Genomic DNA, 21,158 nt, shown 5'->3' on the forward strand with positions numbered 1-21,158 from the left:
CGTCCGGGTCCGACCCCGGCTTTTCGGGGTCAGACCCCGGTTTTTTCGACTGTAAGCAGCAACCCGGCGATCGACTTTACGCGCACGTGCTCGCCCGCGCGCAGCGGCTCGGCGCTCTTCACGCGCCACGTCTCGCCGTGCACGCGCGCCCAGCCTTCGCGCTCGCAGTCTTCGAGCATGACGCCTTCGGCGCCGCGCAGCTCTTCGCGCCCGCTCACCACCGGGCGGCGCCGCACCTCGAGCGCGAACCACGCGGTCGCGAAGACCAGCGCCGACATCACCACGGTGAAGCCCGCGACGAACGACAGGGGGATCGCGAGACCCGGGGCGGTCTCCGGATCGACGAGCACCACCATGCCGATCGCGATCGCCGCGACCCCGCCGACGCCGAGCGCGCCGAAGCTCGGCATGAAGGCTTCGCCGACGAGGAACGCGATGCCGAGCAGTATCAACGCGACGCCCGCGTAATTGATCGGCAGGAGCTGCAGCGCGTACAGGCCGACCAGCAGACAGATGCCGCCGAGCACCCCCGGCAGCACGAAGCCCGGGTTCATGAACTCGAAGAGGAGCCCGTAGACGCCGATCATCATGAGGATGACCGCGACGCTCGGGTTGGTGACGATCATGAGCAGCCGCGTGCGCCAGTCCGCCTCGACGCGCGTGATCTGCGCGCCGGCGGTGTGCAGGACCCGGTCGACGCCGTTGACGGTGACCTTGCGGCCATCGAGCTTCGCCAGGAGATCGCTGACGTCGCGCGCGACGACGTCGATCACCTTGAGCTTCAGCGCCTCGGCGGCGGGCAGGCTCACGGCTTCGCGTACCGCGCGCTCGGCCCAGTCGGCGTTGCGGCCGCGCATGCTCGCCAGCCCGCGGATGTACGCGGCGGCGTCGTTGATCGCCTTGCTGCGCATGCTCTCGCGGGTCGTCGGGACGCTCTTGCCTTTATCCTTCTTCTCGTCGGCGCGGGCAGGCTCGTCGCCGCCGCCGATCGACACCGGCGTCGCGGCGCCAAGGTTGGTCGCGGGCGCCATCGCCGCGACGTGGCTCGCATAGAGGATATAGGTGCCGGCGCTCGCCGCGCGGGCGCCGTCGGGCGCGACGTAGGTGGCAACCGGAACGGGCGACGCCAGGATAGCCTTGATGATCGCGCGCATCGAGGGATCGAGCCCGCCGGGCGTGTCGAGCTCGATGACGACGAGCGCGGCCTCCTCGCGCGCGGCTTTGGACATCGCGCGGCTCACGTAGTCCGCGCTCGCGGGCGTGATGGGGCCGTCGACGTTGACGACGACCACACGGGGCGCAAGCTCCCCTGCCGCCGCAAGGCATGCGGCGAGCGCGATCAGAACTGCCCACATCCGGCACCGCACCTTCAAAACGCCTCCCGTACGTGACTGAGCCGCCCGGCTCACGCCGGACGGCTCTTTCACTATACCGCTAGAGGCGGTCCAGTCGTAGGGTGCGTGGCAACGCACCGCTAAAGGCGCGGTGCGCTTGCGCGCGCCCTACGATGTACGATGCGTACGTCTACCTCGGTTCCTGCGGGCCCGTGCCCAGGATCTGCCCGCCCGCGTCGACGCCGGCCGCGCCGACCGCCTGCGTCTCGACGCTCGCCGGCCAGCGGAACTGCGCGGTCTTCAGGCCCTTGTTGCCGACGCTGAACTTGCTCGTCACCGTGTGGCCATTGTACGTCGCCTGCGCGGTGTACGAGCCGGCCGGCAGGCGCGCGAGGAGCCATGGGCCGTTAGACACGTCGTCGATCACGAGCTGGCCCTTGGAGTTCGTCACTTTCACGCCGACGTCGGACACGTAGTTGCCGGTGTTGAGCGCGAACACCATCTTCACGTTGGCGTTCGACTCCGAGCCGCGCAGCGTGTCGCGCGCGTTGAGGCTCACGCCGCCGCTGACCGCGGGAACGCTGGCATTCGCTTTCTTCGCGTCGGTTTGCAGCGCAATGCCGCCGTCGGCCGACTGCCCGGTCACTACACCCGGCTGTCCCTGGCCCGCGGGCCTGCTGGTGCCGTCGCGGGACATCGATTGCGCCCACGCGGTCGTCGTCGCGAGGGCGGCCGTAACCATGATTACGCCAAGCTTTTTCATAGGCTCACTCCTGATCGTCGTTGGACAGATTACGCCGGGCCGGGCATTCCGGCGCGTGCGCCATTCTGGGATGGAAGGGCAACCGGCGTGCCTGAGGCAATATACTGAGGAATAAAGTCAAAACCAGGGTCAGACCCCGATGACGCCGGGGTCCGACCCTTTAGATCGGAACGTAGTCCGGAGTAACCTCGGGAACGTAGTTCTGCGGCTGCGGGTAGTCGGACAGATCGCGCTCGATCGCCGCCTGCAGGTAGCTGTCGACCCACCAGAAGATATCGCACTCGCGCACGCCGCGCCGCAGCCGACGCATGCGATTGCGGCGCTCGTCGTCGCTCATCGTGTACGCATGGTAGATCGCGTCCGCGACCCCTTCGATGTCGTGGGGGTTGACGAGCAGCGCGCCGCGCTGGAGCTGCGCCGCTGCGCCCGCGAACTCGGAGAGGATGAGCACGCACTCCTCCTCGATGCTGCACGCGCAGTATTCCTTGGCGACGAGGTTCATGCCGTCCTTCAACGGCGTGATGAGCGCGATGTGCGCGGCGCGGTAGTACGCGAGCAGATCGCTGCGCGAAAGGCTGCTGTAGACGTACCACACCGGCACCCAGCCGCCGGGCCGCATGTACTTGCCGTTGATCTCCCCGACGAGCTGCTCGATCTCGATCTTGAGCGAATGGTATTCGGGGATGTCGACGCGGCTCGGCACCACGACCTGGATGAGCGAGATGCGCTCGCGCAGCTCGGGATAGCGGTCGAGCGCGTTCCTGAACGCGCGCAGCCGGTGCGGGATGCCCTTGGTGTAGTCGAGGCGATCGATGCCGAGGACGAGCTTGCGGTTGGGCAGCAGGCGGTGCAGCTCGTCGGCCCGCGCCGAGACGTCCGCCGACGCGGCCTGGCGCGCGAAGTTGCCGTAATCGATGCTGATCGGGAAGTTGCCGACGCGCGTCGTAAACGCGCCCGCGGTGACGGTCACGACATTGCCCTTGCCCTGCACGGTCGCCTGACCTTCCGACAGCCGCAGGCACTGGATGAAATTGCGCCGGTCGCGCATCGTCTGGAAGCCGATGAGGTCGTAGCGCAGCAGCGCGTGCAGCAGGCTCGAGCGCCACGGCAGCTTGAAGAAGATGTCCGGCGGCGGAAACGGGATGTGCAGGAAGAACCCCATCCTCACCTTGCAGCCGAGCGCGCGCGCTTCCGCCGCGACGTTCATGAGGTGATAGTCGTGCACCCACACGAAGTCGGCCTTGCCGCATTCTTCCACCACCGCCTCCGCGAAGCGCCGGTTCACTTCCTTGTAGCTCTCCCAGTACTTCGGATCGAAGACGCACAGCGAAGGCAGATCGTGGAACAGCGGCCAGATGACCTCGTTGGAGAAGCCGTGATAGAAGTTGTCGACGTCGGTCGCGTCGAGCTGCACGCCGCGCAGGTTGAAACCGAGGTCTTCGGACGCCGTGGCCATCGCGCCCTCGAGGCCCGTCGCATCGCCCGAGCTGCCGGTCCAGCCTATCCACGTGCCGCCGCGGTCGCGCAGCACGGGCACGAGCGCACTCACCAGTCCGCCCGATCCGCCTTCCGTTTTCCACTCGCCGTCGGCCTGGCGCGCGAACACATACGGGAGCCGATTCGAAACTACGATCAGGCGCTCTTTGTTTCTCTTCATTCAGCGTCCCCTGCTGAGCGTTTCCTAGGATAAGTCAATTCGATACTGCCCACATCTGCAGGAATGAAGCCAGCTCGTGCGGCGGTTTGAGCCAGAGATCGGCAGCGGTCTTCCTGAGCTCCGGGCGCACGAGCACCGCAAGCCCGCGCGGTTTCACCGCGCGGAAGGCGTCTTCATCCGTCACATCGTCGCCTAAGTACGCGACGGCGCAGTCTTCATGCGTTTCGGCGAGGACCGCCTCGACCGCGTTCGCCTTGGTGTGGCCGCACGCGCGAAGCTCGATACCGCCCTCGAAAGGCAGCATCTCGAACTGCGCCTGCCGCGTGAGCGGCTCCCAGCGCTCGAGCGCGGTATCGCGTGCGAGCGCGGCGAGCGCCTCGGACGAGCCGCGCCAGTGCAGCGCGACGCTCGCGAGCTTGCGCTCGACGCGGGTGCCGCGCAGACCGGCGACGGCGCGCGCGGCTTCGTCGAGCCGCACCCGTGCTTCGTCGGCGGGCGCCGCGACGCTGCGCGCCCCGTCGGGGCGCAGGCGCTCGCGGCCGTGCGCGCCCCAGATCTCGGGCAGCGGCGCAAGGCCCAGCAGCGGCGGCACCTCGTCGGCAGGCCTGCCGCTCACCACCACGAGGCGCGTGCCGCCGGCGCGCACGATGTCGCGCAGCGCGGCCGATGCTTCGGGATACGGCACCGCGAGCTCCGGACGCACGTGAAAAGGCGCGAGCGTGCCGTCGTAGTCGAGCATCAGCACGCGCGTGCGAGCGCGCGCGATGCGCGCCTCGAAAGTGTCGATCGCCAGGCCGGGCGTCAAAACCTGCAAGAAAGTCCCCGTAGACGTTGTCGCGCAACCGTTTGCAACGTTCGCACCAGTCGTGCACCTCGCGCGCGCGGCTGAGCTTAAAAACCTAATCGAATCAATACGAAGCCTCGCACCATCGGCGAGGGCGGGCGCATGGAGCGCGCGCGCATCGTTAAGGTAAGAATTACCGGCACCGCGCCGGCTTTTCGTGATCCGAAACGCGGCGACTCAGGCCGCGAGAAGGATGATATGCACGCGATACGGACCGTGCGCGCCGAGCGTGACGGTCTGCTCGATATCGGCGGTACGCGAAGGACCGGAAATGAAGTTGACCGCGCGCGGCATGCCGCCCGTCTCGCGCACGAGCGCCCACGCATCCTCCATCGAGCGCACCACCCGCGACGCGCGCACGACCGCCATGTGGGTTTCGGGCAACAGGCTCAGGGTGGACGGCGTGTGCCGCCCCGTCAGCGTCACGAGCGTGCCGGTCTCGGCGACCGCGCAGAAAGCGCCGGTGATGCCGACGAGATCGTCACCGCGCGCGCTGCGCGCTTCGACGTCGAGTCCGCTCCCCGGCCAGTCGAGCGCGGCCAGCTCCGGCCAGCACACCGCGCGCGTGCCGAGATGGCGCTCGGCGAGATAGCGCGCGACAGCGCGCGGCACACCTTCGAGCGTTTCGACTTCTTCGAGCGTGGAAGCGAGCGTGAGCGCGCGCTCGCGAAAGCGCGTCAGGTCGTCGAACTGATCGCGCGGGCCGGGATTGCGCGGATGCGCCGCGAGATGCGAGCGCACCGCTTCGATCTCCAGAGGTTGCGGCTCTCGCGGTTTGCCCTGCCGCTCGCGTATCCGCGCGAGCAGGCGATCCCGCGCTTCACCCTTCACCCTTCACTCTTCACGCGCTAGCCCAGCGTCGGCATGTGAAACCCCGTCGGAATCGCATCCGAATCCGGCCACCGCGTCGTGACGACCTTGGCGCGCGTATAGAAGCGCACGCCTTCCATGCCGTGCACGTGCGTGTCGCCGAAGAGCGAGCCGCGCCAGCCGCCGAACGAGAAGAACGCGACCGGCACCGGGATCGGCACGTTGACGCCGACCATGCCGACTTCGATCTCGCGCTCGAATTTGCGCGCGGCCCCCCCGGAGCGCGTGAACACCGCGGTGCCGTTGGCGTACGGATTCGCATTGATCATCCTGATCGCGTCGTCGAGCGTCTTCACGCGCACCACCGAGAGCACCGGCCCGAAGATCTCGTCCTTGTAGATCGCCATCTCGGGCTTGACGTTGTCGAACAGCGAAGCGCCGAGGAAAAAGCCTTTCTCGTGTCCGGCGACTTTGATCTTGCGTCCGTCGAGCACGAGCTTGGCGCCTTCGGTGACACCTTTGTCGACGTAACCCGCGACCTTGTCGCGATGCGCCTGCGTCACCAGCGGACCCATGTCCATGTCCTTGCCGCTGCCGGGGCCGATCTTGAGGTTCGACGCCTTCTCCGAGAGCTTCTGCACCAGCGCATCGCCGACGTCGCCGACCGCGACGATCGCCGAGATCGCCATGCAGCGCTCGCCCGCCGAGCCGTAGCCCGCGCCGATCAGCGCGTCGGCGGCGAAGTCGAGGTCGGCGTCGGGCAGCACCACCGCGTGGTTCTTGGCGCCGCCGAGCGCCTGCACGCGCTTGCCGTGCTTGGCGCCCATCTCGTAGATGTACTGCGCGATCGGGGTCGAGCCGACGAACGAGATCCCTCGCACGTCGGGATGCGTGAGCAGCGCGTCGACCGCCTGCTTGTCGCCGTGCACCACGTTGAGCACGCCGTCGGGCAGGCCGGCTTCCTTGAAGAGCTCGGCGAGACGCATCGCGGCCGACGGCACTTTCTCCGAAGGCTTCAGCACGAACGTATTGCCGCACGCGATCGCCACCGGGTACATCCACATCGGCACCATCACCGGGAAGTTGAAAGGCGTGATGCCGGCGCACACGCCGATCGGCTCGCGCATGGAATGCGTGTCCACATCGGTGCCGACTTCGGAGCTGTGCTCGCCTTTCAGCAGGTGCGGGATACCCATCGCGAACTCGACGACTTCCAGGCCGCGCTGCACGCTGCCGAGCGCGTCGACGTGGGTCTTGCCGTGCTCTTCGGTGACCAGGCGCGCGAGCTCTTCCCTGTTCTGCTCGATGAGCTCGCGGTAGCGCATGAGGATGCGCGCGCGGCGCAGCGGCGGCGTCTTGCGCCACTTCGGCAGCGCCGCTTTCGCCGACTGCACCGCGGCGTCGATGTCTTGCTCGTTGCAGAACGCGACGCGGCGCACGATCTCGCCGGTGGCCGGATTGGTGACGTCGCCGGCGCGGGTGCTCTTGGCGGCCTGGCGTTTGCCGTCGATCCACAGGTCGACGGTGTCGGGGGTTTTGATGTCGGTAGGCTTGTTCATCGTTTACTCCAGAAAGTTCTTGACCGCTGCTTCGGCCCGGCTGCGCCGGACCTCGCCGTGCAAAAGCGCGCTCATGCGGCTATCGCCGCTACATGTTATCTACGCCGCCTCGCGGCGTAGAGCTCGCGGAAGGTCTTGCCCTCCGGCGCAGGGAAATCTCGCTGCTTCGTCCAGCCGCGACCGAGAGGCAGGTCGTGGATGCGTTCATCGCTGCCGCCCATGCGCTTCAGGACCGAAACACCCAGACGCGACAGCAGCGCGTAGATCGTCGGATGCCGCGCGGCCCAGCCCCAGAGTGCGAGGCCGGCGCGCTCGGTCCATGGCCGCAGGCCCTGCTCGAACTGCCGCTCGCGCAGCTTGCGCAACAGATCGGGAAGCGGAATTTTAACCGGACACACGACCCCACACTGGTTGCAGAACGTCGAGGCGTGCGGCAGGTCGAGCGCTTTCTCGATGCCGACGTAGGTCGGCGTCAGCACCGAGCCCATCGGCCCCGGGTAGACCCAGCCGTAGGCGTGGCCGCCGATGCTCTGGTACACCGGGCAGTGGTTCATGCACGCGCCGCAGCGGATGCAACGCAGCATCTCCTGCATCTCGCCGCCCAGGAGCGCGCTCCGCCCGCCGTCGACCAGGATCACGTGGAAGTGCTCCGGGCCTTCGACGTCTTCCGCCCTGCGCGGCCCGGTGGTGACCGACACGTAGTTGGTGATCGTCTGCCCGGTGCCGTGCCGCGGCAGCAATCTCACCAGGGTAGCGACGTCTTCGAGCGTCGGCACCACCTTCTCGATGCCGGTGATCGCGACGTGCACGCGCGGCAGCGTCGTCACCATGCGGCCGTTGCCCTCGTTGGTGACGATCAGCGTGGACCCGGTCTCGGCCACGACGAAGTTCGCGCCGGTGATGCCCATGTCGGCGGACAGGAAGTGCGGCCTGAGCATCTCGCGCGCTTCGCGCGTGAGCTCGGGGATCGCGTCGGTGCGGGGCCGGCCGTGCTTCGCCTGGAAAAGGTCGGAGACTTCGCCGCGCGTCTTGTGCACGACCGGCGCGACGATGTGCGAAGGCGGCTCTTTCGCGAGCTGCAGGATGTATTCGCCGAGATCGGTCTCGACGACCTGTATCCCCGCGGCTTCGAGCGCGTCGTTGAGCGCGCACTCCTCCGACACCATCGACTTCGATTTGGCGGCCTTTTTCACCCCGTACTTCGCCGCGAGCTCGCAGACGATGCGGTTGACGTCGTCGGTCGTCTCCGCCCAGTGCACGACCGCACCGTGGGCGGTTGCGTTGCGCTCGAATTCGGCGAGATAGAGATCGAGGTGGTCGAGCGCGCGCTGGCGGATTCCCGCCGCGGCGTCCCGGATCGCCTCGAAGTTGTCGAGCTCCGCGACGCGGTCGGCGCGGCCTTTGACGAAGTTGGTCTGGAGCTTGTCGAGCGCCGCCTGCAGGTTCGCGTCGGCGAGCTTCACCCGCGCGGTGTGCTTGAAGCGGTCGGAGGTCAGTTCCATCTACGTCAGCGCATACCGTCTGACTGCGTCTTCGTCCCACTCGATGCCGTTGCCCGGCCGATCGGGGGGAACCGCATGACCATCGACGATACGCAGCGGCTCCCGCACCATCGTGCCCAGCCAGTCGACGTATTCGAGCCAGTGGGCGGTCGGCGTCGCGGCGAGGAGATGCACGCTCACTTCCGGGTACAGGTGAGACGACATCGGAAGGCCGCGCGCGTAGGCGAGCCCCGCCGCCTGCAGCCAGCCGGTGACGCCGCCGATGCGCTCGAGGTCGGGCATGGCGTAGTCGCACGCGTTGGCGGCGAGCGCTTTCTGCATGTCGTACACCGTCGAGAAGTTCTCGCCGATCTGCACCGGCGTCGCGATCTCCGCCGCGAGCGCGGCACAGCCGGCGTAATCGTCGTGACGGATCGGCTCTTCGAGCCAGTACACGCCTTCGCGATCGAGCGCGCGGCCGCGCGCGATCGCCTCGGGCACCGTGAGCGCCTGGTTGTAATCGGTCATGATCGTGACCCGCTCGCCGACGCGCTTCCTCACCGCGTGGAGCGCGGCGAGATCTTGTTCCAGCGTCGCGTAGCCCAGCCGCAGCTTCACCGCCGAGAAGCCCTCTTCGACGAGCGCTTCGGCTTCGTCGGCGAGCGCGCCGGCGGCCATGAGGCCGAGGCCGTTGCTGTTGTAGGCCGGGATCGGCCGCGGTGTCGCGCCGAGACACGCCGCAAGCGGAACGCCTGCGGCGCGCGCCAGCGCATCCCATGCCGCGACGTCGATCAGCGCCATCGCCATGCGCACCACGCCCTGCACGCCGATGAGCGTGTAGCGCTTCGCGAGCAGTGCGCGGATATCCTGCGGCGCGACCGGCCTGCCGCGTATCGCTTCGATCGCATCGTCGAGGATCGCCTGGATCGCGCGCGCGGCGGTGGCGACGTAGCAGAACTGGTACGCGCGACCGGTGATGCCTTCGTCGGTCTCCAGGTCGAACAGGAGCAGCGGCGCCGCGGTGACCTTCGCCGCGCTCGTGCCCAGCACGTGCTTCATCGGCGCGCTCACCGCCCGCGCGCGCAGCGACTTTACGGTGAGGCGAGGCGCCACGTTACGACCTCGGCTTGCCGCCCGCGTGCAGCGCGAGGATGTCCCACACCGCGCGGTTGAGCGGCGTCGGCACCCCGGCCTGTTTGCCGAGCTGCACCACGCCGCCCGCGAGCCACTCGACTTCGAGGCGGTTGCCGTGCTGCAGATCGTGGTGCAGCGACGAATCCATCGCGGGCGCGACCGAATCCGCGAACTGCAATCGCTGCTCGGCGTAGTCCTCGGGCAGGTTGACGCCGAGCGCACGGCCGACCGCGACGGTCTCTTTCATGATGTCGAGCAGGAACGCGCGCGTCTGCGGGTTCCCGCGGATCGGGCCGATCGTCGAGCGCATGCTCGCGGTGGTGCTCGACAGGCCGACGAGGAAGACGTACTTCTCCCACAGCGTGCGCTGGATGTCTTCGGAGAGCTCGGCCTGTATGCCCGCCTTCAGAAGCGCCTGCAGGAACTGCTCGGCGCGCTCGCTGCGGCGCTTGTCGTACTCGCCGAAGAGCAGGCGCTGCAGCGTTCCCGTCTGGAGGATCACGCCGGGGCGCGCGATGTGCGTTCCCACGTACGCGACGCCGCCCATCAGGCTTTCGGCACCGAACTCGCGACGCAGGATGTCGTCCTTGATCACGCCGTTCTGCAGCGACAGCACGCCGGTCTTGGGTCCGACGATCGGTTTCAGCGCACGCGCGGCGGCTTCGGTGTCCCACAGCTTCACGGCGAGGATGACCAGATCGACCGGGCCGATCGTCGCCGGATCCTCGGTGACCTTCACGTTTTTGACGAGGATGTCGCCCTGCGCTTCGTTCTCGATGAGGAGACCGTTCTCGCGCATCGCTTTCAGATGCGCCCCGCGCGCGACGAACGTCACGTCGTAACCCGCATTCGCCAGACGGCCGCCGTAGAAGCCGCCGACGCCGCCCGAACCCATGACTGCAATCTTCATCTCTTTCCTTCTGTCGTTCCTGCAAGCACTTCCGCCACGTGCAGCACGCGTGTCGTCGTGTCGCCGCGGCGCCTCAATCGTCCTTCGATGTTCAGCATGCAGCCCAGATCGCCGAGCACGACCGTATCCGCCCCGGTCGCTTCGATGTCCAGGCACTTGCGGTCGGCGATGTGCGCCGAGATGTCGCCGAACTTGATCGAGAACGTTCCGCCGAAGCCGCAGCACTGCTCCGGCTGCGTCATCTCGTTCACCGTCACACCCGCGAGTCGGAGCAGCGCACGCGGCTGCGCTTTCACGCCGAGCTCGCGCAGTCCCGCGCACGAATCGTGATAGGTCACGGCGCCGTCGTAGCGCCCCGGCACGCGCTCGACCTCGAGCACGTTCGCCAGAAAATCGGTGAGCTCGTAGGTCTTCGCGCATACCGCCCGCACGCGAGCGAGCTCTTCGGGAGCATCACGGAAGAGGTCCGGATAATGCGTGCGGATCATGCCGCCGCACGATCCCGAAGGCACGACGACATAGTCGACGCGCTCGAATTCACTCACCACCTTGCGCGCGAGCGCGAGCGCGCTCGCGCGATCGCCGCCGTTGTAGCCCGGCTGGCCGCAGCAGGTCTGAGTCTCGGGAACGATCACTTCGCAACCGGCGCTCTCCAGCAGCTTCAGCGCCGCGAAGCCGATGCGCGGGCGCACCAGATCCACCAGGCATGTGACGAAAAGCCCTACACGCATAGATCAGTCAAGAGCAAAGCAGGGACACGGAGGTCACGGAGGTCACGGAGGAAGATCGAATGTCGATTGTAAGGCAGACGACCGGTGGCGCTGGCCGTAATTACTTCTGCGCCCACTCGATTCGCGAGTCCTCGTCTTCCACCGCCTTGAACCGGTCGACCGCCGGCTGAGCGATCTGTCCTCGCCGTCGTCATCGCGAGTCGCCCACAGGGCGACGTGGCGATCCCGTGGCGCACGAGGCGCCGCCGGGCTCGATTGTTTTCGGGATGCTTATACCACCGACACCGATACCAGCCCCGCAGCGCGCCCCTTCGCTTTGGGCCGAATCACGATCTCCACGTCGCGATCGAGCAGAGTCAGAAAGCGCAGCAGACGCTCCGATGAGAACCGCGACAGCTTGTAGTTCTTGAGCTCGGATACGTGGGGCTGAGGAATGCCGAATAGCCCAGCGGTCTTCGTCTGCGTCAGCTTGCGCTCAGCAATCAAATCGTTCAGACGCATCGCAAGCTGCACCCGAAGCTTGCGTTCGCCGGCATCTTCGAAGCCGAGGTCGACGAACACATCACCGCTCCCGGTCTCGACCGTTTCACGCTTTCTTGCCATAGCGCACCTCGTAATCCGCCTGCGCGGCCTTCAGACGTTCGCGGATCAGCGCGACATCGGTCCGCGCCGTACGTACGCCCGCAGGCGATTTCTTGGAAGCCGTGAAGCCTCCACGACTGCCTCCGGGACGACAGCAGGTCTTTCTTCGACGAGCCGACCCGGTGCAGCGGTTTTTTCGGAGGACGTGACGCTGCCGGGCATAGAAATTATATCGTATTCGGTATGTGCGCCTACGTTTCGCTTCTGCTTTTCCTCCGCGTCCTCTGCGTCCTCTGCGGTAAAAGCTTTTGACGTTCAGCCCACGCGCCACGGACGCAGGTAATCCATGCGGTCCGCGGTGCGCACCGTGACCTGCTTCACCGCTTTCTCGTGCAGGACCTGCAGCGTCACGTCGCAGCCCGCTTCGCCGGCGTTCCAGAGCTTGTAATAGAAATCGCTCTGGCCGCCGATCGCCTCGCCGGCGACACCGAGGATGACGTCGCCGCGCGCGAGACCCGCGCGCGCGGCCGGCGAATCGGGCAGCGTGCGCGACACGAAGAGATGGCCTTCGTGCTGCTCCGAGTACACGCCGAGCCACGGACGCGACGGGCCGCGGCGCCGGCCCAGACTGACGAGGTCGTCGAGCAGCGGCTTCAAGAGGTCGATCGGCACGAACATGTTGCCGGGAAACGCCGCGCCGATCTCCAGCGTGTCGCTCACCCACAGCGACGCGATGCCGACGAGCCTTCCTTCCTGGTCGAGTAAGCCCGCCCCGCTGTGCTCGTAGCGCGGCGGCGCGGTGAAGATCGCGTCCTCGATCATGTATTCCCACCAGCCGGTGAAGCGCCGGCGCGCCACCACCGCCGCCGGCGAGTTCCCGCCCGCGCCGCCGTGCGCGACGATCGTGCAGGTGTGCAGCTCGCGCAGGCCTTCGGAGTGGCCGAGATCGACCGCCCCGGCATTGAGCCCGCTCGCCACGCGCACCAGGCCGAAGCCGCTGGCGTGGTCGAAACCCGCGACGCTGGCCGGATAGATGCGGCTGCCGCGCGTCATCACGAGGATCGACTGCGCCTCGAGCACGAGATAGCCGATGGTGAGGATGAGACCGCGCTTCTGGTCGATGACGATGCCGGTGCCTTCGCGCTCGGCGCCGAGCGTATCGGCGGTGCGCGCGTCGGGCGCCGCCTTGATCGAGAGCTTCACCACCGCGTCGCTCTCGCCGGCGGTCGCGTAGCCGCCGGGCGGCTCGCTGTAGGCGGCGCGCCACGCGGCGAGCGAGGCGGTGAAGAACGGCAGCGCCATTACGGCAGGGCCTCGTAGCGCACGTCGACCACTTCGATGTCTTCCACCCCGCCGGGTGTCGAGAGGCGCACGCGGTCGCCCGGCGTCTTCTTCAGCAGCGCCTTGGCGATGGGCGAGATCCAGGAGACCCGCCCGCGCGCGGGATCGACTTCGTCCATGCCGACGATGCTGATCGTCTGTTCCGACCCGTCGGCGGTCATGTAGGTGACGGTCGCGCCGAAGTAGATCTGCTCGGTCTCGCCGCGCTCGGCGGGATCGACGACGACCGCGCCGTCGAGGCGTTTGGAGAGATAGCGCAGGCGCCGGTCGATCTCGCGCAAGCGCTTCTTTCCGTAGATGTAATCGCCGTTTTCGCTGCGGTCCCCGTTGGAAGCAGCCCACGCGATGGTCTTCACGAGCTCGGGCCGCTCGTTTTCCCAGAGCTGCGAGAACTCGGCCTTGAGCTTCGCATAGCCCTGGGGGGTCATGTAGTTACGGGGGGCTTCGGCGGCCGGGGCGCCCGCCGCCGGCCGCGTCCGCTGAGGCTGGGCTGGCATGCGGCTAGTTTAATTGCTCCACGAAATTTCATCCTATAAAATCGCCCGCTTCAAATCGCTTGGGCGCGAGCGATGCCTGTCAAAGAAGCGAAATCGTCCATACAGGTGATCGAGCGGATGATGAGTCTGCTCGACGCGCTGGCGCAGCACAGCACGCCGGTCAACCTGAAGCAGCTCGCGGCCGAGACCACGCTGCACCCCTCGACCGCCCACCGCATCCTCGGCGTCATGGTCGAGAGCCGCCTCGTCGACCGCATCGAGCCCGGCACCTATCGGCTCGGCATCCGCCTCCTGGAGCTCGGCAGCCTCGTCAAATCGCGCATCAGCGTGCGGCAGGAGGCGCTGCCGTACATGCAGCAGCTCCACCAGGCGCTGGGCGAGACGGTGAACCTGTCCGTTCGGCACGACGACGAGGTCGTCTACGTCGAGCGCACCGCGGCGGGCAACTCGATGATGCGCGTCGTGCAGATCATCGGCGCGCGCGCGCCGCTCCACATCACCGCGGTCGGCAAGATCTTTCTGGCGGACGAAGGGGTCGCGGGCGCGGCGGAGTATGCGCGCCGCACCGGGCTGCCGCGCTTCACCGAGAACACGCTGGCGGACAGCGACGCCCTCGCGCGCGAGATCCAGGCCATCCGCGAGCACGGCTACGCGTTCGACAACGAGGAAGCCGAGAAAGGCGTCTCGTGCATCGGCGCCGGGATCTACAACGACGAAGGCCGCCTCGTCGCCGGGCTCTCGGTGTCGGCCCCCTCCGACCGCCTGGACAGAGGCTGGGCGCCGCAGGTGCGCGACGCGGCCGAAAGAATCTCTCGCGCCATAGGCCACCGCGCGACGGCCTGAGCCTGAGAGGAGAGAGGAGACAGGAGAGATTCCTGCTCCACGCCGTTTCTCCTCTCTCTTATCTCCTCTCTCTTCTCTTGTTCGATCAGAACCTCGTCTTCCTCGACCTCGAAACCACCGGCGGCAGCGTAGGTTACGACCGGATCATCGAGATCGGCGTGGTGGAGATCGCGAACGGCGAGCGCGTCGCCGAATGGTCGACGCTCGTCAACCCGGGACGGCGCGTCCCGCACTCGATCCAGGTGCTCACCGGCATCACCGAAGAGGATTTGCGGGCAGCGCCGGCCTTTGCGGAGATCGCGCCCGCGCTGCTCGAGCGGCTGCGAGGCAAAGTCTTCGCCGCGCACAACGCGCGCTTCGACTACGGCTTCCTCAAGACCGAGTTCGCGCGCGCCGGCCTCACCTTCGAAGCGCCGGTGCTGTGCACGGTGAAGCTCTCGCGGCGCCTCGCGCCCCAGCACGACAAGCACAACCTCGATGCGCTGATCGTGCGCAACGGCCTCTTCTGCCTCGATCGGCATCGCGCGCTGGGCGATGCGCGCGTCCTGTGGGATCTCGCGCAGATCTGGCGCCGCGAGATCGATCCCGCGACGCTCGCGGCGGCGTGCGCCGATCTCATGAAGCGACCCGCGGTGCCGGCGGGTCTTCCGCCCGATCTCTACGACACGTTGCCCGAGACCGCGGGCGTCTACACCCTGTATGGCGACGACGGCCGGTCGCTCTACGTCGGCGCGGCCGCCAACATCCGCTCGCGCGTGCTGGTCCAATTCACCGGTGAGCGCCGGTCGGGCAAGGACCTCAGGCTCACCGCGGACGTACGCCGCGTGGACTGGAACGAGACCACGGGCGAGCTATCGGCGCATTTCGAAGCCGCGCGGCTCGTCGCGCAACTGCAACCGGCGCACAACCGGCTCGCGGCCGACGAGACGTGCTCGTGGTACTGGCGCTCGGACACGCCCGAAATCCCGCCGCGCCTGATCGGCACGAACGGGATCGACGACGTCGAGCCCGAGCATCTCTACGGCGCTTTCCGCGCGCGCTCGGGGGCGAGGAACGCGATGCGCGAGCTCGCGCGCACCTACTCGCTGTGCCACAAGCTCGTCGGGCTCGAGCCGCCCGGCGCAGGTCCGTGCTCGGCGCACACGGCAGGCCGCTGTCGCGGCGCGTGTGTCGGCAAGGAGCCTGCGGTGTCGCACGCGATGCGCACGATCCAGGCGCTGTCGCGTCTGCGGATCAAGCCGTGGCCGTATCCCGGCCCGATCGCGATTCGCGAGCGCCACGTATGGAGCGAGCGCACCGAGACTCACGTCTTCGACCGCTGGCGCTATCTCGGCACCGCGCACGGTGAAGACGAGGTCGCCGAAATCGTGCGCGAGCGTGGCGCTGCGCGCTTCGACCTCGACACCTATCGCGCGCTCCAGCGCCTGCTCAAATCGCCGCCGCGCAACTGTCAAATCGTCGCCCTTGCGGCATAATGGCCCGCCTCGCCGCCGCTCGAGCGGCGGGTTTCCCGAGGAGCTTTCCATGACGACATTCAAAGCGATGGCGGCCGCCGCGGCGGCCGCGCTCGCCTGCACGTGCGCCGCGCACGCGCAGCAGTGGCCGACCAAACCGGTGCGCGTGATCATCCCGTTCCCGCCCGGCGGGCCGACCGACATCATGGGGCGCTTCGCCGCGGACACGCTCACCAAGGCGTACGGCGTGCAGTTCGTCGCCGACAACCGCGCGGGCGCGGGCGGCAACATCGGCACCGAGCTCTGCGCCAAATCGCCGCCCGACGGCTCGACGATCTGCGTGATGACGGTCGCGCAGAGCATCGCGCCGGCGGTGTATCGCAAGCTGCCGTTCGATCCGATGAAGGACCTCACGCACATCATGCTGATGGCCTCGCTGCCGAGCATGCTCACCGTGCATCCCACGCTGCCGGTGAAGAACGTGAAAGAGCTGGTCGCGCTGGCCAAGTCACAACCCGGCAAGCTGACCTACGCGTCGACGGGCAACGGCACCAGCCCGCACATGCTGATGGAGATGCTGAAGTCGATGGCGGGCATCGACCTCGTCCACGTGCCCTACAAGGGACAGGCGCCCGCGGTGCTCGATCAGCTCTCGGGGCAGGTGCAGGTCGCGTTCAACACCGCGATCGGCGTCATCCCGCAGGTGAAAGCGGGCAAGCTGCGCGGCATCGCGATCTCCACGCGCGAGCGCTTCCCGGCGATGCCCGAGCTGCCGAGCGTGGAAGAAGGCGGCGTCAAAGGCTTCGACGGCGGGTCGTGGAACGGGCTCGTCGCCCCTGCGGGCGTCTCGCAGGACATCGTGAACCGCGTGCACGCGCCGGTCGCCAAGGAGCTCAAATCGCCCGCAGGGCGCGAGGCGATGCTCAAGAACGGCGCCGTGGTCGGGGGCGGCACGCCGGCCGAATTCACCGCCTTCATCAAATCGGAAGCGGCGAAGTGGGCGAAGGTCGCGAAGTTCGCAAAGATCCAGCTCGACTGACCGCGCCGGGCGTGGTGGAGCTGTACTTTCCGCCCCTGCGCTCGCCCGCGGCCGCGATACCGCTCGCGCTCTTCGGCGCGATCGCCGCCGCGGTGCCGGCGGCGGTGATCGCGGCCCTGCTGCCGACGCTCGTCGCCAATGCAGGCAACCTGCTGGCGACGGTGCTGATCGCGAGCTTCGTCCTGCCGTTCGTCGTGTTCGGCGCGATCCTCGTCGCGATCGCGGTCTACATGCTCGCGAACGCGCTGCACGTGCGCTCGGATGCATCGGGCATCGAGACGACGCGGCTCGTCTTCGGCACGATCGTAAAGCGGCGGCGCATCGCGCGGGCCGAGATCCGGTCCATCGAGCCGCAGATCCCGACGCGTTATCAGAGCCCGTTCGGCGCCGCGCCCGCGTATCACCTTTACGCACGAATCGCCGACGGCCGCCGCGTCGTGGTTGCCGAAACCCTGCGCGGCGAAGAGGCGATGGAGCGCGTCAAGGCGCTGATCGAAGATCCGTCCGCAAATGATCCCGGAGGAAACCCGTGAACCCGACCACGACCGAAACCAACGCCCGCATCGACCTCGCCGCCGCCTTGCGCTGGGCGGCGAAGCTCGGCTTCGGCGAAGGCATCTGCAACCACTTCAGCATGGCGCTGCCCGGCGAAGACGATCGCTTCCTCATCAACCCGCAGGGATTCCACTGGTCGGAGGTGACGCCCGCCGATCTGGTCATCGTCGACGCGCACGGCCGGAAAGTGACCGGCGGGCACGATGTCGAGCCGACGGCGTTCTTCATCCACGGCGCCATCCATCGCGGCAAGCCGGGCGCGCGCTGCGTCCTCCACACGCACATGCCGTACGCGACGACGCTGACCACCTTACAGGACGGCCGCCTCGAATGGGCGAGCCAGACTTCGCTGAAGTTCTACGACCGGGTGGCGTACGACGATGCGTACAACGGCCTCGCGCTCGACGAGGCCGAAGGCGATCGGATGTGTGCCGAATTGAAAGACGCCGAGGTGCTGTTCCTCGGCAATCACGGCGTCATCGTCACGGGCAAAACGATCGCCGAAGCGTTCGACGATCTGTACTACCTGGAGCGTGCCTGCCAGCTCCAGGTCATGGCGATGCAGACCGGCCGGCCGTTACGCGTCGTCCCGCGGGAGATCGCGGCGATGACCGGCCGGCAGATGGCGGGAGAATCGCAACAGCCGCTGCTGCACTTCGAAGCGCTGAAGCGGATGCTCGACCGCGACGAACCGGGCTGGCGTGGTAACTGAGGCGTCATCCCGCGAAAGCGGGAATCCATGTTGAACTTATCGAAAGTCAAAATGGATTCCGGATCCCGTCTGCGACGCGTCCGGAATGACGGCTTGTCAGTGGAAGACGACGGGCAGGGTCAGCAGCACGTCGAACTGGTCCAGGAACTCGTCCACGTGCTCGGCCGAAGCGTCTTCGGAGATCGCCGTCTTCATCGACTCGAGAAACTTGTCGGCGGTATCGCCCGATAGGTACGTGCCGCGCGCCGCGTGCTTATCCACCAGCTCGTAGCCGTGCTGGGACGGATACTCGACGACGTAGTAGTTGTCGCTGTTGTAAATGACGTTCATGTCCTGTCCTTTTCGGCAGCGCCGGTTTCGCGGCACTTTCAGTTTCCTCGACCTTGTCAATGCAGGGCCCGTGCCTGCGTATAAATGTCGGGCCGGACAGCACTTTTTCAAGTCCCGTTGTCGGGACGCGGCGACGCGACGCGGCTCGCCCACTGGCTCAAGGCGATGCCCAGCAGGATCATCCCGAGCCCCGCATAGGCGGTGACGCCGGGCTGTTCGCCGAGCAGCACGACGCCGAGGTACACCGCGACCGCCGGGCTGAGATAGTTCACGAGCGACATGAACGTCGGTCCCGCCGAGCCGATCAGCGCGAAGTAGCAGATCGTCGCGACGGCGGTCGGACCGATGCCGAGCCAGACGATGGAAGCGATCGACGCAGCGCCGGGCCGCAGCGTCCACGGCGCGTCGTAGACCAGCGCGACCGGCAGCATCATGACAGCGGCAACCAGGAGCGTGCCGGTCGCCGCGGCGAGGAAGTCGGTCTTGATCGTGAGGCGCGCGAGCACGCTGTTCGCCGAGTAGCACAGCGCGCCGCCGAGTATCGAGAGCTGAGCGAGGATCTGGATCGCCGCGCCGCCGAGCCCCGCCACGGCCGCGGGCTCCATCAGCAGCACGATGCCCGCGAAGCCCAGCGCGAAACCCGCGCTGCGGTTGAGCGTGATGCGCTCGCCCTGCACCACGAAATGCGCGAGCACCAGGGTCGCCAGCGGCATCGCGGCGATCAGGATGCCGGCGAGCGCGCTGTCGACGAACTGCTGTCCCCACGCGATGAGGTAGAACGGGAAGGCGTTGCCGACGAAGCCGAGCAGCGCATACGCGCCCCAGATGCGCCCCCACGGCGGCAATCGCGCGCCGCGCGCGTGCACGATCGCCAGCAGCGTGAGCGCACCGAGCGCGAGCCGCGCCGCCACGACCGTGGCGGGCGGGACGCTCGCGAGCGCGACCTTGTTGAACATGAAGGACGAGCCCCACATCGCGACCAGCGAGAGGAGGAGCGCCCAGTCTTTGAGGGTGCGTTGCGGCTGCATCGGTCAATGGAACCTCGGGCGGCGCATTGGCACGCACCCTGCGCGGCGTAGGCGCTCTTCGTACGTGCGCGCGAGCGCACCGCGAAAGGCCCCGCGATCGCGGGCTATCGAGACGTAGGGTGCGTTAGCGCCGAAGGCGCGTAACGCACCGCAACGGTCCCGCCTTAATCGAACAGCCCCGTCATGCTGTCGAGCGTCTCGAGCTTCTCGAGCTTCGCGAGCACCGCTTCGGGGTCATACGCCTGCGTACCCTTTGTCAACTTGAGGAACTTCGCCCGAAGCTGCTCGCGCGACAGCGGCCGCTGCGGCATGCCTTCGTAGTCGAAAGCTTCGGTCGTCAGCTCGCGGCCGTCCTTGAGCTTCACCGTCAGACGCGTCGAGAAGCGGCCTTTCGCCTGCGCCGCCGGATATTCGCTGACGGTGGTGTTGCGGCACACGCGGCGGATCGATTCGTCGTTCAGCGTGGCGTCGCCGAAGTTACGGGGATCGGTGGGATCGCGGTGGAAGGCGAGCGCGACGCAGAACGGCACGCTGTACTGCGCCATCATCGCGTCCTGCGGCTCGAGGATGTTGTGATGGCTGACCACTTTCTCGTTCGTCGCGATCGCGACCGAAGCGATGTCCTCACCCGCGAAGCCGTGCTTGGCCCGCAGCTCGAGCGCGGCGGTGACCGGCACGTGCGCGGTGATATGGCAGGAGTAACGCTTCAGCATCGTGTTGAGCGTATGCCACTTGGTGCCGAGCTCCTGGGTGAGACGCGGCGGATCGATGTCCCTGGCGAACACGTTGAGGAAGCCGTACTTGCCGTCGAGCACGCCCTCCGGGCCGGTGAAGCCTTCGCGCGCGAGCGTCGCCGCCATCGCGCCGCCCTCCGCCGCGCGCCCCAGGTGCAGCCGCTTCACCATGCCGCCGCCCGATTTCGAAAACTCGAGCAGACCCGAGCACAGCGAGCCGCCGATGCCGAGCGCGTTGGTCATGCGGTCGGCGTCGAGCTTCATCAGCAGACCCGTCACGATCGCGCCGCCGAAGACGCCGGTGAGGCCCGGCGCGTGAAAGCCGATCTTCTCGCTCGAATGCCGCGCCGCATCGCCGATGCGGTACATCACCTCGAAGCCCGCGACGAACGCGGTCAGCAGCTCCTTGCCGCTGCGGCCCTGCGCCTGCGAGACCGGGATGCCGGGCGCCGACAGCGAAGCACCCGGATGCACGCCGACGGACGGATCGCACAGGCTGTCGAGCTCGAAGGAGTGCGCGAGCACGCCGTTGGCGAGCGCGGCGAGCTGGCCGCGCGCCTTGTGCCTGGTCCCGACGATCGAGCCTTTGCCGGGCGCGCTGGTGCGCTGCACGTACTCGATCATGATGCGGCTCCACGGCAGGTCGGCCCCGAACGTCATCGCACCGATGGTGTCGATGAGCGCGGTCTTGGCGCGGTCGATGGCGTCGGCGGGGATGTCTTCGTACTTCAGGTTGCAGGCGAATTCGGCGAGGGTGCGGGCGGGAGAGGTCATGGGGGCGCGTGTTAAAATTGTAGGGTTCAAAACCGGGGTCAGACCC

At 67.5% G+C, this 21,158-nt stretch carries 21 protein-coding genes; 5 read left to right on the top strand and 16 right to left on the bottom strand.

All coding sequences use genetic code 11. The annotated features are described in order from the left end of the window. Positions 1 to 29: 29 nt before the first annotated feature. The 13 genes from VHP37_04565 to greB all read right to left on the bottom strand — a co-directional run bounded on the left by VHP37_04565 (position 30) and on the right by greB (position 13,643). Positions 30 to 1,355, bottom strand: coding sequence for a nodulation protein NfeD (locus tag VHP37_04565; GenBank protein ID HEX2825596.1), 1,326 nt, complete (start codon positions 1,353 to 1,355; stop codon positions 30 to 32). A 169-nt stretch (positions 1,356 to 1,524) separates the two neighbouring features. Then, positions 1,525 to 2,076 carry a hypothetical protein gene (locus tag VHP37_04570; GenBank protein ID HEX2825597.1) on the bottom strand — a complete coding sequence of 184 codons (552 nt, stop codon included), beginning with the start codon at positions 2,074 to 2,076 and terminating at the stop codon, positions 1,525 to 1,527. Between the two features lie 181 nt (positions 2,077 to 2,257). After that, complete coding sequence (locus VHP37_04575) at positions 2,258 to 3,754, bottom strand: trehalose-6-phosphate synthase (GenBank protein ID HEX2825598.1); 1,497 nt, start codon at positions 3,752 to 3,754, stop codon at positions 2,258 to 2,260. A 34-nt stretch (positions 3,755 to 3,788) separates the two neighbouring features. Next, positions 3,789 to 4,568 carry a trehalose-phosphatase gene (gene otsB / locus VHP37_04580; protein ID HEX2825599.1) on the bottom strand — a complete coding sequence of 260 codons (780 nt, stop codon included), beginning with the start codon at positions 4,566 to 4,568 and terminating at the stop codon, positions 3,789 to 3,791. A gap of 207 nt (positions 4,569 to 4,775) precedes the next feature. Further along, the gene (locus tag VHP37_04585; protein HEX2825600.1) at positions 4,776 to 5,429 is read right to left on the bottom strand and encodes a lactate utilization protein C; all 654 of its coding nucleotides are present in this window, start codon (positions 5,427 to 5,429) and stop codon (positions 4,776 to 4,778) included. 17 nt (positions 5,430 to 5,446) lie between these two features. After that, the gene (locus VHP37_04590; GenBank protein ID HEX2825601.1) at positions 5,447 to 6,967 is read right to left on the bottom strand and encodes a CoA-acylating methylmalonate-semialdehyde dehydrogenase; all 1,521 of its coding nucleotides are present in this window, start codon (positions 6,965 to 6,967) and stop codon (positions 5,447 to 5,449) included. A 95-nt stretch (positions 6,968 to 7,062) separates the two neighbouring features. Continuing rightward, entirely contained in the window at positions 7,063 to 8,469 is a 1,407-nt protein-coding gene (locus tag VHP37_04595) for a LutB/LldF family L-lactate oxidation iron-sulfur protein (protein ID HEX2825602.1), read from the bottom strand. Continuing rightward, a complete protein-coding gene (locus VHP37_04600; GenBank protein HEX2825603.1) occupies positions 8,470 to 9,561 on the bottom strand; it encodes an enolase C-terminal domain-like protein in 1,092 nt (363 codons plus the stop codon). Position 9,562: 1 nt separating this feature from the next. Beyond that, positions 9,563 to 10,492 carry a 2-dehydropantoate 2-reductase gene (locus VHP37_04605; protein ID HEX2825604.1) on the bottom strand — a complete coding sequence of 310 codons (930 nt, stop codon included), beginning with the start codon at positions 10,490 to 10,492 and terminating at the stop codon, positions 9,563 to 9,565. Continuing rightward, positions 10,489 to 11,223 (bottom strand): (Fe-S)-binding protein, encoded by a 735-nt coding sequence (locus tag VHP37_04610; protein HEX2825605.1) that lies wholly within the window; start codon positions 11,221 to 11,223, stop codon positions 10,489 to 10,491. Before VHP37_04610 ends, VHP37_04605 begins: the two co-directional genes overlap by 4 nt. Before the next feature lie 270 nt (positions 11,224 to 11,493). Continuing rightward, on the bottom strand, positions 11,494 to 11,826 hold the full coding sequence (locus VHP37_04615; GenBank protein ID HEX2825606.1) for a helix-turn-helix transcriptional regulator: 333 nt from the start codon (positions 11,824 to 11,826) through the stop codon (positions 11,494 to 11,496). 294 nt (positions 11,827 to 12,120) lie between these two features. Beyond that, entirely contained in the window at positions 12,121 to 13,107 is a 987-nt protein-coding gene (locus tag VHP37_04620; protein HEX2825607.1) for a S1C family serine protease, read from the bottom strand. Continuing rightward, a complete protein-coding gene (gene greB / locus VHP37_04625) occupies positions 13,107 to 13,643 on the bottom strand; it encodes a transcription elongation factor GreB (protein HEX2825608.1) in 537 nt (178 codons plus the stop codon). The genes VHP37_04620 and greB overlap by 1 nt, the downstream gene beginning before the upstream one ends. Positions 13,644 to 13,715: 72 nt before the next feature. Between greB and VHP37_04630 the strand changes: the two genes are divergently transcribed. The 5 genes from VHP37_04630 to VHP37_04650 all read left to right on the top strand — a co-directional run bounded on the left by VHP37_04630 (position 13,716) and on the right by VHP37_04650 (position 18,246). Beyond that, on the top strand, positions 13,716 to 14,486 hold the full coding sequence (locus tag VHP37_04630; protein ID HEX2825609.1) for an IclR family transcriptional regulator: 771 nt from the start codon (positions 13,716 to 13,718) through the stop codon (positions 14,484 to 14,486). Between the two features lie 77 nt (positions 14,487 to 14,563). Next, positions 14,564 to 15,961, top strand: coding sequence for an exonuclease domain-containing protein (locus tag VHP37_04635; protein ID HEX2825610.1), 1,398 nt, complete (start codon positions 14,564 to 14,566; stop codon positions 15,959 to 15,961). A 49-nt stretch (positions 15,962 to 16,010) separates the two neighbouring features. Further along, positions 16,011 to 16,979 (top strand): tripartite tricarboxylate transporter substrate binding protein, encoded by a 969-nt coding sequence (locus VHP37_04640; protein ID HEX2825611.1) that lies wholly within the window; start codon positions 16,011 to 16,013, stop codon positions 16,977 to 16,979. A gap of 11 nt (positions 16,980 to 16,990) precedes the next feature. Further along, positions 16,991 to 17,512: a hypothetical protein gene (locus tag VHP37_04645; protein ID HEX2825612.1), complete on the top strand. Its 522-nt coding sequence runs from the start codon at positions 16,991 to 16,993 to the stop codon at positions 17,510 to 17,512. Further along, positions 17,509 to 18,246 (top strand): aldolase, encoded by a 738-nt coding sequence (locus VHP37_04650; GenBank protein ID HEX2825613.1) that lies wholly within the window; start codon positions 17,509 to 17,511, stop codon positions 18,244 to 18,246. Before VHP37_04645 ends, VHP37_04650 begins: the two co-directional genes overlap by 4 nt. Before the next feature lie 96 nt (positions 18,247 to 18,342). Here the strand turns inward: VHP37_04650 and VHP37_04655 are convergent, their stop codons facing one another. From VHP37_04655 to VHP37_04665, 3 genes are all read right to left on the bottom strand, one after another. Then, positions 18,343 to 18,576: a DUF3567 family protein gene (locus VHP37_04655; protein ID HEX2825614.1), complete on the bottom strand. Its 234-nt coding sequence runs from the start codon at positions 18,574 to 18,576 to the stop codon at positions 18,343 to 18,345. A 107-nt stretch (positions 18,577 to 18,683) separates the two neighbouring features. After that, on the bottom strand, positions 18,684 to 19,604 hold the full coding sequence (locus tag VHP37_04660; protein HEX2825615.1) for an EamA family transporter: 921 nt from the start codon (positions 19,602 to 19,604) through the stop codon (positions 18,684 to 18,686). 164 nt (positions 19,605 to 19,768) lie between these two features. Continuing rightward, positions 19,769 to 21,112 (bottom strand): MmgE/PrpD family protein, encoded by a 1,344-nt coding sequence (locus VHP37_04665; protein HEX2825616.1) that lies wholly within the window; start codon positions 21,110 to 21,112, stop codon positions 19,769 to 19,771. Positions 21,113 to 21,158 lie beyond the last annotated feature (46 nt).

Source organism: Burkholderiales bacterium (assembly GCA_036262035.1).
Taxonomy (GTDB): domain Bacteria; phylum Pseudomonadota; class Gammaproteobacteria; order Burkholderiales; family SG8-41; genus JAQGMV01.

Bases quoted from the DNA above. Each gene is read 5' to 3' on its own strand.
- VHP37_04620 (HEX2825607.1), bottom strand. From the start codon at position 13,107: ATGGCGCTGCCGTTCTTCACCGCCTCGCTCGCCGCGTGGCGCGCCGCC.
- VHP37_04590 (HEX2825601.1), bottom strand. From the start codon at position 6,967: ATGAACAAGCCTACCGACATCAAAACCCCCGACACCGTCGACCTGTGG.
- VHP37_04595 (HEX2825602.1), bottom strand. From the start codon at position 8,469: ATGGAACTGACCTCCGACCGCTTCAAGCACACCGCGCGGGTGAAGCTC.
- VHP37_04570 (HEX2825597.1), bottom strand. From the start codon at position 2,076: ATGGTTACGGCCGCCCTCGCGACGACGACCGCGTGGGCGCAATCGATG.
- VHP37_04605 (HEX2825604.1), bottom strand. From the start codon at position 10,492: ATGAAGATTGCAGTCATGGGTTCGGGCGGCGTCGGCGGCTTCTACGGC.
- VHP37_04615 (HEX2825606.1), bottom strand. From the start codon at position 11,826: ATGGCAAGAAAGCGTGAAACGGTCGAGACCGGGAGCGGTGATGTGTTC.
- greB (HEX2825608.1), bottom strand. From the start codon at position 13,643: ATGCCAGCCCAGCCTCAGCGGACGCGGCCGGCGGCGGGCGCCCCGGCC.
- VHP37_04630 (HEX2825609.1), top strand. From the start codon at position 13,716: ATGCCTGTCAAAGAAGCGAAATCGTCCATACAGGTGATCGAGCGGATG.
- VHP37_04660 (HEX2825615.1), bottom strand. From the start codon at position 19,604: ATGCAGCCGCAACGCACCCTCAAAGACTGGGCGCTCCTCCTCTCGCTG.
- VHP37_04665 (HEX2825616.1), bottom strand. From the start codon at position 21,112: ATGACCTCTCCCGCCCGCACCCTCGCCGAATTCGCCTGCAACCTGAAG.
- VHP37_04640 (HEX2825611.1), top strand. From the start codon at position 16,011: ATGACGACATTCAAAGCGATGGCGGCCGCCGCGGCGGCCGCGCTCGCC.
- VHP37_04565 (HEX2825596.1), bottom strand. From the start codon at position 1,355: ATGTGGGCAGTTCTGATCGCGCTCGCCGCATGCCTTGCGGCGGCAGGG.
- VHP37_04610 (HEX2825605.1), bottom strand. From the start codon at position 11,223: ATGCGTGTAGGGCTTTTCGTCACATGCCTGGTGGATCTGGTGCGCCCG.
- VHP37_04575 (HEX2825598.1), bottom strand. From the start codon at position 3,754: ATGAAGAGAAACAAAGAGCGCCTGATCGTAGTTTCGAATCGGCTCCCG.
- VHP37_04655 (HEX2825614.1), bottom strand. From the start codon at position 18,576: ATGAACGTCATTTACAACAGCGACAACTACTACGTCGTCGAGTATCCG.